The organism is Paenibacillus baimaensis (genome assembly GCF_025567575.1).
Window position 1 is genome coordinate 18,187 of the sequence record NZ_JAOQIO010000065.1, and the last position, 13,364, is coordinate 31,550.

A 13,364-nucleotide genomic window follows, 5' to 3' on the forward strand; every position below is an offset into this window, starting at 1 on the left:
TCCCCTCCAAAAATTATCCATTACAAATCGATGTTTCCTTTAAGGTAAACACGAAATGTTGTTCCGGCAATATAACCATTCTATTATAACATATACTTTTCTTTTTTCAAGCAAAGTCCATAAAATCATTTAACAGGCCTTTGTGAAAAAAACTCTGCAGCAAATTGAAGAATGATCCGATAAGACTGTTCCCATTGAAACATCAGATCGTTCGTGATCCCGTAAAGCTCAAACACTTCGTCCTTCGTTCCGCTATTAAACACTTTATCAAGCAATACAAAATGCAGCGCGGCAGCCCAGACATCAACGCCGTCCCGATCTTGTCGAAGAATCTGATTATAGGGAGCCGTTCCATAAATATAAGCAAGAAATTCATTCCAGGTCTCTTGTGCATAATAAAATAAAGCGGGCTGACTGATCTGGCTCATTTCCTGAAAACGTTCCATGATCTCGTTCATGGGGGACGGAAAATCTTCAAAGCTTTTGGGGGTATCCTCCACGTCCACTACAATCTTCTCTCCATGCTTGTCCAGCGTGAGCGGGCCTGTAACTCCACGTAGCTTAAGTGTTTGTAGCCCTTTATATTGAATTAAAGGATGCTGCTCATGAGCCGTCAGCCATTCAGAAATGCTGGTATCGATCGCGGGATGGTCAATGAAGGCCAGTTGATCCAACGCCAAAAGCTGATTTTCTAACGATTGCGGCTGTTGAAGCATAGCGAGCAGTTTCTCAGCGTACCCACTATCCGTCTTCGCTTTAATCGACAAATGCTGCCTGAGCAAATCCGCTTCAGTCAGATCGTCCTCTTCTTCCCCGGTAGCAAAGATTTCTTCCGGAAACATCGTCTGCAGCCACTCCAAGAGCGCCTGCCATTCTTCTTCTATCCTTGTATCCTGATGGTGACAGGTCAATAAAAAGCTCAGCAGCTGAATGGCCTCGCCATAGCGCTCAGTCTCCAGCATTCGGGTAAGCTCGAATTGGTAAAACTCGACGGTTTTAGGAAAAAGAATGACATTCTCGTTCGGCTTCTCGGACAAAAGCCCACCACCTCCTCCTCGGCTTTAATGTTGAGAGCAGTTTAACCGATTGGCCGATGGAATGCAAAATCTGTTGAATGTTTATGAATAAGTATGCCTCATTATGTATGCCATAATTTCATGGCTATGCAGCTTCGTGTCATGTTGTCATTACCCCTTATCGCGTCAATTGAATATCCGACACTAAGAAGCAACAAAAAACAACGGAAGGAATTCCCCCGCTGTCATGGTGTAGCCTTATACAATTTTCATCGCTGCTTGAATCAATTTGGCTTTAATATCGGGATCTCGATCAATAAAAGCATACATTTTGTCTATGGTTTCTTTATTTTGCAAATAATCCTTTTCCGATTGAATCGCTTCATGAGACCATTCCAGCAACAGCTTTTCCGCTGCTCCCAAATCATTCAATGCGGTATGAAGGCTTGTCTCTTCAATGAGCTCTTCAATTTTCTCTTGATTAACTACACCAAGGACTTTGACAACTGCCAGCTTATTTTGAAACGCCTCATTCGCTTTCTCAAAGCGTTCTTTGGCTTCTTTATATTCGCTTTGTGCCTTGGAGAATTTTGTTTTCCTCATAAGTAACCACCTCATCATTCTTGATCGAATCAGTTCGCCCGTTGAGCATGTGCATGTCGGAGCATAAACTGAAAAACCTGTGTAATTGTACTATCCGTCATACGGTTAGAGTGGGATAATTTCACTCGTTCTATTCATGCGGAACGAAACCAATAATAAAGCACTAACGCATAGTTTAAACGGTATTTTGTTTTTTGTCTATCTTTTCCTCTTGCAAGGACAGACATTTTCTGATTTTATACCGCATAACCTTTATCATCTGCTGTCGCTGCCGAATGGCTGGTCATTCGCCAACACAAACACTCTAAGAGAGGATGAAGGCTATGTGCGGAATAACAGGATGGATTGACTGGCAAAAAGATTTAACGCAGTATCCGTCCGTTTTGGAGCAAATGACGTATACACTGCTAAATCGGGGACCCGATGCTTCCGGCACCTGGATCACCCAGCATTGTGCGCTCGGGCACAGACGTCTTAGCGTTATGGACCCAGCCAATGGGGCTCAACCGATGGTGCGCCATTATGGAGAAAACGTGTTTACTATTGTGTACAATGGAGAATTATATAATGCTCCAGAGTTAAAAAAAGAGCTTGAGCTGCGCGGACATGTTTTTCATACGACTTGCGATACGGAAGTGCTGCTTGTTTCGTATATCGAATGGGGCCGCTCCTGCGTGGATCGATTGAATGGAATTTATGCTTTTGGCGTATGGAATTCGCAAGACCAATCGTTATTTCTCGTCCGCGATCGGCTGGGAGTTAAGCCGTTATTTTATTCTTACACGGATGGTCGACTGCTGTTCGGCTCCGAGCCCAAATCGATATTGGCCCATCCCGATTTTCCTGCGCAAATCAGCGGAGAGGGTCTTGCCGAGATCTTCGCTGTGGGTCCAGCACGCACTCCTGGCCACGGTATATACAGCAATATGTCGGAGCTAAAACCAGGTCATTGGCTGAATATGGATCGTAATGGCTTGAGCATACGCCCCTACTGGAAGCTGGAAAGCAAGCCTCATGAGGATGATATCGATACGACTGCACAGCGGATTCATGAATTGCTGCAAGACACCGTACAACGCCAAATGGCCTCTGATGTCCCCATCTGCACATTATTGTCCGGAGGTCTCGATTCAAGCGCTCTAAGCGCATTTGCAGCTAACTATAACAGAGATAATAACTTAGGGCAGCTCCATACGTTCTCGATTGATTATGTGGATAATGCCAAATATTTTAAATCGAATGCATTCCAACCCAACTCTGATGCACCATGGATTAAACGAATGACGGAGTTTCTCGGCAGTGAGCATCATTATCTTGAATTCGATACGCCTGAGTTGGTGGAATCGCTAAAAACCGCCGTTTTTGCTCGTGATTTACCCGGTATGGCCGACGTAGACGGCTCTTTATATTTGTTTTGCCGTGAGATTAAAAAGGCAGCTACCGTGGCCATCTCTGGAGAAGCGGCCGATGAAATCTTTGGGGGCTATCCATGGTTTCATAAGGAAGAAACGCTGAAAGCCAACACGTTTCCATGGTCCCTCGCTACTAAGGATCGGGTCAATCTGCTCTCGCCTGATTTTCTGGAATGGGTTAAGCCTGAACAGTATGTACAGGAGCGTTACCGTCAGGCACTTTCCGAGGTACCGCGGCTATCCGGAGAAAATCATGATCAGAACCGGATGCGCGAAATGTCTTATTTGAATATCACCCGCTTTATGCCGACTTTACTCGATCGTAAGGACCGAATGAGTATGGCTGTAGGGCTGGAGGTACGGGTACCCTTTTGCGACCATCGACTTGTCGAATACGTATGGAATATTCCATGGGAAATGAAATCGGCCGGCGATCGGGAAAAAGGGATTCTGCGCAGAGCGCTTCGCGGCGTCTTGCCGGAGGACGTCTTAACACGTAAAAAAAGCCCTTACCCCAAGACGCACAATCCGAGCTATCTGGAGGCTGTGCGTACTTGGGTACTCGACATTCTGAATGACTCTAACTCTCCGCTGCTCACGTTTATCGATGTCGATAAAATTCGCGCTCTGGCCGAAGGGGATGCCGATCAGTTCAATTTGCCGTGGTTCGGGCAGCTAATGACAGGACCGCAGCTGTTTGCCTATTTGGCACAAGCAGATACATGGTTAAGGCACTATAAGGTATCCATTCGGTAGGTAAAGCGGCTAAGTGAGTGTTTCGTACTAGAGCAGGGACAAAGAAAAATAGGGCAGCAGCCGGTGTTGAATCGGTCTGCTGCCCATTCATTTGATTGGAATCAAATTCATGTAAATTCGGGTTCACTGCTCAAGACTTCGCTTCAATCGCATGACGCAAGGATTGAAGCGCATGGCCGCGGTGGCTGATTCTGTTCTTTTGCTCGCTGGTAAGCTCCGCCATCGTTTGATCGTACTCCGGTATGTAGAACAGCGGATCATAGCCGAAGCCATGATTCCCTCGGGGAGCACTTATGATTTGACCCTCACATTCACCTTGCGCCTGCGCGATGATGTGTCCGGTCGCATCAACAAGGCATAACGCGCATACAAATCGTGCACGACTTAAAATATGGGGGTTATTAACAGGGATCAAAGACGGTTCGGATAATGCCAGCAAAGATTGCAGCAGCTTGTTGTTATTTTGTTCATCCGTTGCTCCCTCACCGGCATAACGAGCCGAGTATACACCTGGGTCGCCATTCAACGCATCCACGCACAATCCGGAATCATCAGCAACTACCGGAACTCCCAAGGACAAGGCTATCGTACGAGCTTTAATATAAGCATTATCAGCAAATGTCGCGCCGTCCTCAACAATCTCGGGTAAGCCGCTAAAATCGCGCAGGCTCTTGATGGCGATATGCTCGTCTGCAAACATGGCTGCCAGCTCTTTCACCTTGCCCTCATTGCTGGTGGCGACTACGATCTCAGTTCCGAGCTGCCGTCGCATGGGAAATCCTCCTGATCCGGGCTGAAATCTCCGGTCCTAGCGCCTCTTCCTGGGCAAGAATCATTTCTTGAATTCCAGACTCTGCAAGTGCCAGCAGCTCATTAAGCTCGTCCCTGGAAAATGGTGATTCCTCGCCGGTTCCCTGAACCTCTACAAACTTACCTTCTCCGGTCATGACAACGTTCATATCCACCTTGGCTTTGGAATCCTCTTCATAGTTCAGATCCAGACAAGACTTCTCATTCACAACTCCAACACTGATAGCCCCCAGAAAATCTCTGATCGGATAGGTTTTGAGATTACGATCCTTGGCGAGCTTGTCGATTGCAAAAGCCATCGCGATAAACGCGCCTGTTATTGAGGTAGTACGCGTACCTCCATCCGCCTGAATCACATCACAATCCAGTGTAATCGAACGCTCTCCAAGCACCTCCAGGCTGACCACAGACCGAAGTGCACGTCCGATCAGACGTTGAATTTCCATCGTGCGTCCGCCAAGCTTGCCTTTAGCCGATTCCCTTTGGTTACGAACCTGGGTTGCTCTTGGGAGCATCGAATATTCCGCCGTGATCCAGCCTTTCCCTTGCCCTTTCATGAAGGGAGGGACTCTTTCCTCAATCGTTGCCGTACAAATGACCTTGGTCTCCCCTACCTCGATAAATACCGATCCTTCGGCATGCTTATTATAATGCGTAGTAATCGCAGTAACTCTTGTCTGGTTATTCTGTCTGCCGTCGTTTCTCATTGTGAACTTGGTTCCTCCTTAAAATACCCTAATTAACCTTACCCATTGTACCAGAGTCCAACAGGCAGTTCCAACAAAATAAGGGAGCCTGAGCTCCCTTATGCTTTGCTTCCTTATAATTTGGATGGGTTGACCTCCGAGGGTCTGCTGACGGGCTTGCTGTAGCTTTGATTATCAGTGGTGCTGACTTTAGCATCTCCATTAACTGTGATTTGAACCTTGGTTGCGACTCCTGCATTTTCCGTTAACGACAATACAACTGCCCTCATCGCATTGCCAGGGGCTTTTTTGTCAGGTCCCAGTACCTTATCGGAAAAATCTACGGTGATCAAATCACCAGCTTTTTGAATATGTTTGAGCTCTGAGCCAGGCGTCATGACAGCAGTGAGTCCTTTCTTCTGATCGGGTCCTACAATGAGTTGCTCAATGACAGACTGAGCTACATTATCTGTACGTTTAATCATTCGTGTAACAGGAACGTAATAGCTGTACAGATCTTTATTTTGCCCCAGAAAATATAGGGTTACCGGTGTAGACTGCCCATACTCCACGCCATCTTGCTTCTCCAGATTAATGCCAAATGCTCTCGTAAGCGGTTCATCGAGCGGTGTTCCGCCCTGTGGCATTTCCTTCAATGCTTTCCCTTCCACTCGCAGCTGTACCTTTTCCACCGAAGGAAACCCGGTTAGTGTCCATACGATGGCTTCTAATATTTTTCTTTCGTCCTGTAGATTATAATCTGTGAAGGCTTTGGACAAATCGACAACCGCCAATTTCTGATCCTTCACAATATTGATACCTTTGACTGTTGTACCCTTAGGCAAAATTCCTATAAAACCGGAAGGCATGTTTTTGGAGGCTGCACTTCCCTCAACCATCGATTCCAATGCGGTTTTGGCCACCTCAACCGATTTTTCAACCTGCAGGGCAATGGGAGCAATAAAACCTTTCTCATCCTTGGCATAGACGGTAATAGCCGCAAGATTCTGGGCAGTTTTGCCGCTGACCGGTTGGGTTATCGTGGGTGCTGCAGCAGGTTCGACACCCGTCGGTGGAGGGTCAATCGGCTGCGATTGTTCCTTCGTACCCAGCAGGGAACAGCCCGATGTCAGCAGTACAATTACGCCCGTCACAGCTGCCAATCGAATCCATGGATATTGTTTCATGATAGTTCCTCCTACGAATATAATTGTTTGTCCAATTCTCTTATTCCCACTATACGAAGGACAGCCTTCTTTTATGACAACCTGTTTTGTGAAATATAAGACCTAACCAAGTATTGTATTGATTTTATGTATTGATTATTTTTATAATAGGTTATGATTATAATGATCTATTTGTACAAATCATTCGTAGTTCCAAAGTAATAAGAGTATGAGTCTCTCCCATAATAACGAGGTGATGACGATGCAGCCGAGCCCTTCTGGACATGACGTGTTTTTCCGTCAGCTATTTGATCAAAGCACAGACCTGATACAAGGCATTACACTTGACTATAATCTCGCCTATATTTCTCCATCCTGCTCAACCTTGCTTAAGCGCTCTCCGGAGGACCTGCTTGGACAGCCCTGCTACAGTCATATATATGAAGACGATCTCATACGATTTCAACAAGCAGTTGAGCAGTTGATTCACGAGCAGATCCCTTTTCATCTCCAATATCGATATGTGCAGGCGAACGGCTCCTTGATTTGGCTGGAAAGCAAAGGTTCACTCATTCAAATCGAACATAACCTGACAGGTGTCGGATTTATCACACGAGATATTAGCGAACACAAGAGCATTGAAGAAAACCTTACCCAGATGGCTTATTATGATTCCTTAACCACACTGCCTAATCGCAGACTGTTTCAGGATCGTTATTACCAGTCTTTGTTGGCTGCCAAAAGGTATCAACGAAAAATGGCCCTGCTCTATTTGGATTTGGATGATTTCAAGCTGATCAATGATCATTATGGTCATGCGGTTGGTGATGATTTGCTCAAGATGGTAGCAGCCCGTTTATCTCACTGTGTTCGCGATCCCGATACAGTTTGCCGTTTGGGTGGTGACGAATTCGTTATTTTGCTGCAGCAGTTTGAACAAAAAGAGGATATCGTGAAGGTCTCCGAAAGAGTGCTGGATGCCATTAGCAGCCGTTTTGTCATCCAACATCATGATATTTTCATCACCTGTAGTATGGGAGCCGCCTACTATCCACATGATGGTAGCGATGGCAATGAACTGCTCGATATCGCGGATGCCGCCATGTATCAAGCCAAAAGAAGCGGTAAAAACGATATAAAGCTATAAATGATGTTCAATACGCGCACAAGAATAGGAGAGATCACCATGACCGTACCCGTTCCCTATAACTTAAATTCAGCCAGTGTGGCCAATGCGGCCAAAAGCTGGTTGATCCAAAGAGGCGTACAAGTCACAGATATGGCAGAGTTAACTTATTTTCTGCAAAAGGACTACTATCCGACCCTGACAATGGAACAATGTATCGAAAGCGTTAATGCCGTCATCGAAAAACGTGAGGTGCAAAATGCGATCCTGACTGGCATTCAATTAGATATGCTTGCCGAGGAAGGCAAGCTCTTGCCTCCTTTGCAGGAGATGATCGAGAACGATGAAGGACTTTATGGATGCGATGAAATTCTTGCCCTTTCCATTGTGAATGTATATGGAAGCATTGGCTTAACAAATTTCGGATATATCGATAAGCTCAAGCCCGGCATCCTAAAGATGCTTAATGATAAACACGGAGAACACAAGCATACCTTTCTCGATGATATCGTAGGTGCTATTGCCTCCGCGGCGAGCAGTCGAATTGCACACCGTAAGCAGGCAGAAAAGGAAATCGATCAACAGGCTGGCAATTAATTTATTCCCCGGATTTAAACATAAGGTACTGGACTTCGTTGTCACTTTCGTTACCGTAACTCAAAAAACACAGGATGCGCCTCCCGATTGGGAGATGCTTCCTGTGTTTGTTTGGGTTGAGCTATTGAACATATGTTAGCTGGTTATGTGCTTCTATTATTGCTGTTGCTGATAATAGCCGCCGTTATCTAATGCTTGCCTAACGCTTTGACAACAAAGCTATAGGCTTCCTCACTCCAGCGCTGCTTACAATCAGCTAGCAGCTCCCGCTTCGCTTCTTCAGCGGAAATCCGTACCGTATTCAGTCCATGCTGGGCGATCCAAACCTCGGACAATACGTAGCAGGTGCTGTTCCAGCCATTTTTGTTGCCCTGCTCGTTCAAACGATCAGAGATTCCCGCAATGACCACCTCTGTTGAGCTCTGAAGCTCAATTAACGTTTTATCGAATTCAGCTTTATCTTCTTTACTCGCCAAACCGACTGCTTTACGCAATGTTTTCACATCAATGCCGGGATTATCACGTATCACCTCGTAGAGTCGTACCGTATGTCGCGACGCCAGTCCATCCTGGTAACGCTCTTCCACGTCCATCGATGACTCCAGTGCACGACACCAAAGTGGAAACAGTCGGGAATCGATCAGCATCGGCTTTTTTTTGAAAAAACGACCGTAGGCCGCAATCCCTTCACCAGCAAAACGATCTCTCCACAGCCACGGATCACTGGCCTCTCCGGTATGCCAGGCAGCTTTCTCTGTTATCGATTCCAAAGAAGGATGCTCCGGAATAAAGCTGGATAACGGCACAATCCCCATTTCCTTTACAACGGATACCGCTTCTTCAAAGGTATGAATCTTTGTCATTAGCTCTGTCACCTCATTATCAGTCCTTATCAGCGAATCGCCTGAAAATGAACGATACCTTCCTGGTCTGAACGCTTCAAATCTCCTGTATCCAGTAAATAAATCAGATGCGCCAACGTTTCAGATAATGCGAAACGCAATTGATGAAGTGTAAGTCTCTCGCCAAAGGTTTCCCGGCAAACTTCGTACGTAGTCCGCGGCTCAGCTATTAAGGCTTGTCGCATCGTTGCAAGTCTTGCTTCGTGATGATCGATCAGCTCCAGTGTCCTGCGGGAAAACGTCTGAAACGGCTCACGATGCCCAGGATAGGCCCAGTCAACGTCATAACTGCTCATATGATGAAGACTCTGCAAAAAACTCCCAAGCGGGTTCTCATCGATCCCTCCAGGCAAATAGCTGATATTCGGAGATATTTGCGGAATCACATGGTCCCCGCACAGCATCTCCTTCGTTTCCTCACGGTAGAAGCACACATGACCTGCAGCATGACCTGGTGTATGTATCGTCTCATAGTCATGGTCTCCGATCCGTATCATCTCTCCTATTGGGATCAGAGTAACCTGCGGCTGCGGTGATACCATAGCAACGAATTCATCCATATGTGCTTTCATAGGCTGCAGAAGCTCGGCAGGCAGCCCATGTGCCTGGAACAAAGTCAGCAGCGAATTCGTCATTGGCTGCCCTTCTCCCCACAACAGTCGTACCTGCTCATAACCGATAGACGACATGCGAACAGGCGCAGCAGAACGCTCCTGAAACCAGCCAGCCAGCCCATAATGGTCCGGATGGTGATGAGTCAGCACAATTTGCTCGATATCGCGATACACGATCCCAAGCCCCTGCAGCACCTGCTCCCAGCATTGCTCAGAGGCTTCAGTATGAAGGCCGGGATCGATCAGCGTAAATCCGTCCTTACCGCGTATAAGATAGCTGTTCACCCACCGAAGCGGGAATGGCAGCGGAACTTTGATTTGGTGTATCGCTTCATTATGTAACGTTATGAGCCCCATGCGTTCCTATCCTTTCCGCCGCCCCACAAATATCATGCGTTTCGATTCAGTCTTATCGTAAGGAGAAGCATCATAAGCACCATACACATGCAGGACCTCAAGCCCAACACGATCCAGCATGGTTAGGAAGGCTTCCTGATGATACAGCTTAACCTGCTCAAGATAGGAGCGATCCTCGGCTCCCGGCTCACTCACCACGATGGTTTTACGAACAAAGCCGTCCTCGATCTTTCGAGTTTCTTCAATAGTGCTGCTTCCTTCTTTTCGTTTTGAAAAAGGGACAAGGTTCCGTTCCACAAATTCCGGGTTCAAAAAGTCGATAATAAACTGGCCTTGACCAGACGGCTTCAGTAAACGATAAATCTCATGCAGCACCTTTTCGTTCTCGGCATCCTCTTCAAAATAGCCGAACGAAGTAAATAAATTAACGACGGCATCGAATTGCTGGTTGATCTGCACATCGCGCATATCCCCTTGAATCCATTGAACTTTCTGCTGTGTATCCAATCGAACAGCTTCCTTCAGCAGGACGCCAGACAAATCAATTCCCGTTACCTTATAACCAAAATCAGTCAGAGCCATCGAATGTCTGCCCATTCCACAGCATAAATCAAGCACTTCAGCGCCTTGATCAAGCTTAAGCCATTCAATCATTCCTTTGACCTCGTTATAGGCACCCTGCATATCCCGGTGTTTATAAACGAGCAAATAGTCATCTCCAAAGCTTTTTTTATACCAATCTGACATGTATATTCTCCTTTGCTGCAAGCTCTCTATGGGAGGTATTCCTCATAATCCTGCTTGACCTTATTCAATCTTACCAAATTTTTATTAGCGAGTCACAACATACTGAAAAAAAGTAAGCTGCAAAGCAAAAATTCGTTCTGTGTATACTTTATTTTAAAATGAAATAAAGAATGCTATACTAACGATGGAAATGTCAGAAAAGCTGTATGTAAATTACTTGGTTGTGGATTCCAATTTGTTGTATACTATAAGCCTATAAATAAGCTTGGGATACTTGGGATTGGATGGGATGATGATGCAGCTTCATGCAATTGAAGAGCGAATTAACGGTCGTAAACATAAGGAAATTTATGATTGGATACGACGACAGGATACGATTTCCAAAATAGATTTATTAGAGCACAGTCAAATGACCGGAAGCACATTAACCCGGACATTGGAGGAGCTGACCGATCAAGGCTGGCTGCTCGAAGCAGGCTTTGGGGAATCCACCGGGGGCCGAAGACCCATCCTCTATCAAACCAATCCAACAGCAGGCTATGTGTTTGGTCTTGATATTTCAAGAATGATTTCCAAATTAGTTCTGTGTGACCTTCATATGAACAAGCTGGATAGCAGCAGCTGGACGATGGATGATACTATGACACCTGAGCTTCTGCTTGATCAAATCGCAAAGACTGCTTCCGCTATGCTGCTTAAACATGGTATTGCTGCAGCCTCTGTACTGGGTATGGGGATTGGGGCTGTTGGTCCGTTGGACCGATTCTCGGGGGTCATTCTCGAAACGCTGTATTTTCCAGCTGAAGGCTGGCAGGATGTGCAGATCAGCAGCTATTTGCAGGCGCAGCTTGGATTTCCTGTCAGGCTGGATAATGGAGCCAACATGGCTATTATCGGGGAATCGTGGTCAGACCGTAATCGGGATTATCGGCATCTGCTGTATGTCCATCTGGGTGTCGGTATTCGATCAGCCATGATGTCTAACGGTAAAGTTGTATACGGCGCTGTTGATATGGAGGGCTCTATCGGCCAAATGATTATTCAGACCGATGGTCCCAGACTGGGTAAGCGTGGGAACTATGGGGCTCTGGAAACCTTTGCTTCCATACATGCCTTGGAGCAGCAAGCACAATCACGTTTAAAGCAAGGTCGGGAAAGCTCATTACGTAGGCTTGAATCAGATCCGGAGGCCATCAGCTTTACTCATTTAGCACAAGCCTTGCAGGAACAGGACCCGTTAACTGTGGAAATATTCACGCAATCAGCGACTTACTTTGGGATTGGCTTGTCCAATCTGCTCAATATTTTGCATCCCGAAAAGGTCATTCTGGGTGGATCGCTGGTCAGCAGTCATCCAAGCTTTTTTCATACGGCAACCCGGGTCGCTATCCAAAATACATATCATTATCCAACGTATCAGGTCGTTTTTAGCCAAGGCCATCTGGGTGAGGAAGCTATCGTTACAGGGGCGGCCATATCTGTGATCAACCAATTGACTGACATCTGATGCAGTAATTGACTACCAAGGAGGACATATCCTATGAATGAACCTAAGAAGCCATCCTGCTGCTCAACCAGCCGATCGGATGGAGAAACAAACTCAGCCTCAAATTCACCTGACCCGCACATCAGCTCGGCAGCCTCCTCCACACAGTCCCAACCGGACAATTCTGAAGCCAGGCATAACAGCCCTGTCGGATTTGAATCCATGGTGTACTTGCCAGGAGGCGAGTTTATGATGGGTACAGACGATCGGGAAGGCTTCCCTGACGATGGAGAGGGCCCTGTACGCGCTGTTACTATTCAGCCCTTCTACATCGATCCCTATGCAGTTACAAACGCTGAGTTCGGCGAATTTATTCGCTCTACCGGCTACAGGACTGAAGCGGAGCAGTTTGGTTGGTCTTTCGTATTTCATTTGTTCGTATCTCCTGAAACCGCTGCTAAAGTGAAGCATGTCGTACAGCGGACACCTTGGTGGTGGAATGTGGAAGGCGCCGATTGGGCGCACCCCGAGGGTCCCGATTCTACTGTTGAAGATCGGCTGGATCATCCAGCGATACATATTTCGTGGAACGATGCGGTCGCCTACTGCCGCTGGGCTGGCAAGCGACTGCCTACCGAAGCGGAGTGGGAGTATGCGGCCCGTGGAGGATTGGTCCAAAAACGTTATCCATGGGGCGATCTGCTGAAGCCTGGAAGTGAGCATCTGTGCAATATTTGGCAGGGTAAATTCCCGGACAAAAATAACTGCAGCGACGGTTATGCCGGCACAGCACCTGTACATGCTTTTCCTCCTAATGGTTACGGACTCTACAATGTATCCGGCAACGTCTGGGAATGGTGCGGTGATTGGTTCAGTCCTACATGGCACCTGACTGGCACGAGGGTGAATCCTAAAGGGCCACAGCAGGGAACAAATCGCGTCATGAGAGGCGGCTCGTATTTATGCCACAAATCGTATTGTAACCGTTACCGCGTAGCTGCACGCAGTTCCAATACTCCTGATAGCTCAAGCGGCAATATGGGCTTCCGATGTGCTGCCGATGAACAATCCGTTTACTCTAAGTGA

Annotated in this window: 13 protein-coding genes; 5 read left to right on the top strand and 8 right to left on the bottom strand. The window is 46.8% G+C overall.

From position 1 onward, the window contains the following. Positions 1-125 precede the first annotated feature (125 nt). Complete coding sequence (locus OB236_RS16115) at positions 126-1,037, bottom strand: hypothetical protein (RefSeq protein ID WP_262684904.1); 912 nt, start codon at positions 1,035-1,037, stop codon at positions 126-128. 237 nt (positions 1,038-1,274) lie between these two features. Continuing rightward, complete coding sequence (locus tag OB236_RS16120) at positions 1,275-1,619, bottom strand: hypothetical protein (protein WP_076231446.1); 345 nt, start codon at positions 1,617-1,619, stop codon at positions 1,275-1,277. Positions 1,620-1,942: 323 nt separating this feature from the next. On the opposite strand from OB236_RS16120, the gene asnB reads away from it, so the two are divergent. Then, positions 1,943-3,787, top strand: a complete 1,845-nt coding sequence (asnB, locus tag OB236_RS16125; RefSeq protein ID WP_262684905.1) for an asparagine synthase (glutamine-hydrolyzing) — start codon at positions 1,943-1,945, stop codon at positions 3,785-3,787. A gap of 130 nt (positions 3,788-3,917) precedes the next feature. On the opposite strand, the gene OB236_RS16130 is transcribed toward asnB, so the two are convergent. The 3 genes from OB236_RS16130 to OB236_RS16140 form a co-directional block, all read right to left on the bottom strand. After that, the gene (locus tag OB236_RS16130) at positions 3,918-4,559 is read right to left on the bottom strand and encodes an XTP/dITP diphosphatase (RefSeq protein WP_262684906.1); all 642 of its coding nucleotides are present in this window, start codon (positions 4,557-4,559) and stop codon (positions 3,918-3,920) included. Beyond that, entirely contained in the window at positions 4,537-5,304 is a 768-nt protein-coding gene (gene rph / locus OB236_RS16135) for a ribonuclease PH (protein ID WP_262684907.1), read from the bottom strand. The genes OB236_RS16130 and rph overlap by 23 nt, the downstream gene beginning before the upstream one ends. A 113-nt stretch (positions 5,305-5,417) precedes the next feature. Further along, entirely contained in the window at positions 5,418-6,470 is a 1,053-nt protein-coding gene (locus tag OB236_RS16140) for a GerMN domain-containing protein (RefSeq protein ID WP_262684908.1), read from the bottom strand. 241 nt (positions 6,471-6,711) lie between these two features. Between OB236_RS16140 and OB236_RS16145 the strand changes: the two genes are divergently transcribed. Then, positions 6,712-7,596 (top strand): sensor domain-containing protein, encoded by an 885-nt coding sequence (locus OB236_RS16145; RefSeq protein ID WP_076231433.1) that lies wholly within the window; start codon positions 6,712-6,714, stop codon positions 7,594-7,596. A gap of 39 nt (positions 7,597-7,635) precedes the next feature. Further along, a complete protein-coding gene (locus OB236_RS16150) occupies positions 7,636-8,172 on the top strand; it encodes a phosphatidylglycerophosphatase A family protein (RefSeq protein ID WP_076231430.1) in 537 nt (178 codons plus the stop codon). Positions 8,173-8,360: 188 nt separating this feature from the next. On the opposite strand, the gene OB236_RS16155 is transcribed toward OB236_RS16150, so the two are convergent. Genes OB236_RS16155 through OB236_RS16165 form a run of 3 tightly spaced genes read right to left on the bottom strand, consistent with a single transcriptional unit; the run spans position 8,361 to position 10,792 of the window. Further along, a complete protein-coding gene (locus OB236_RS16155) occupies positions 8,361-9,035 on the bottom strand; it encodes an AlkZ-related protein (RefSeq protein ID WP_262684909.1) in 675 nt (224 codons plus the stop codon). 29 nt (positions 9,036-9,064) lie between these two features. Then, positions 9,065-10,045, bottom strand: a complete 981-nt coding sequence (locus tag OB236_RS16160; protein ID WP_262684910.1) for an MBL fold metallo-hydrolase — start codon at positions 10,043-10,045, stop codon at positions 9,065-9,067. Between the two features lie 6 nt (positions 10,046-10,051). After that, positions 10,052-10,792, bottom strand: a complete 741-nt coding sequence (locus OB236_RS16165) for a class I SAM-dependent methyltransferase (protein WP_076231422.1) — start codon at positions 10,790-10,792, stop codon at positions 10,052-10,054. Between the two features lie 295 nt (positions 10,793-11,087). On the opposite strand from OB236_RS16165, the gene OB236_RS16170 reads away from it, so the two are divergent. Both OB236_RS16170 and OB236_RS16175 read left to right on the top strand, forming a co-directional pair. Beyond that, positions 11,088-12,299, top strand: coding sequence for an ROK family protein (locus OB236_RS16170; protein WP_076231420.1), 1,212 nt, complete (start codon positions 11,088-11,090; stop codon positions 12,297-12,299). Between the two features lie 33 nt (positions 12,300-12,332). Then, a complete protein-coding gene (locus OB236_RS16175) occupies positions 12,333-13,364 on the top strand; it encodes a formylglycine-generating enzyme family protein (protein WP_262684911.1) in 1,032 nt (343 codons plus the stop codon).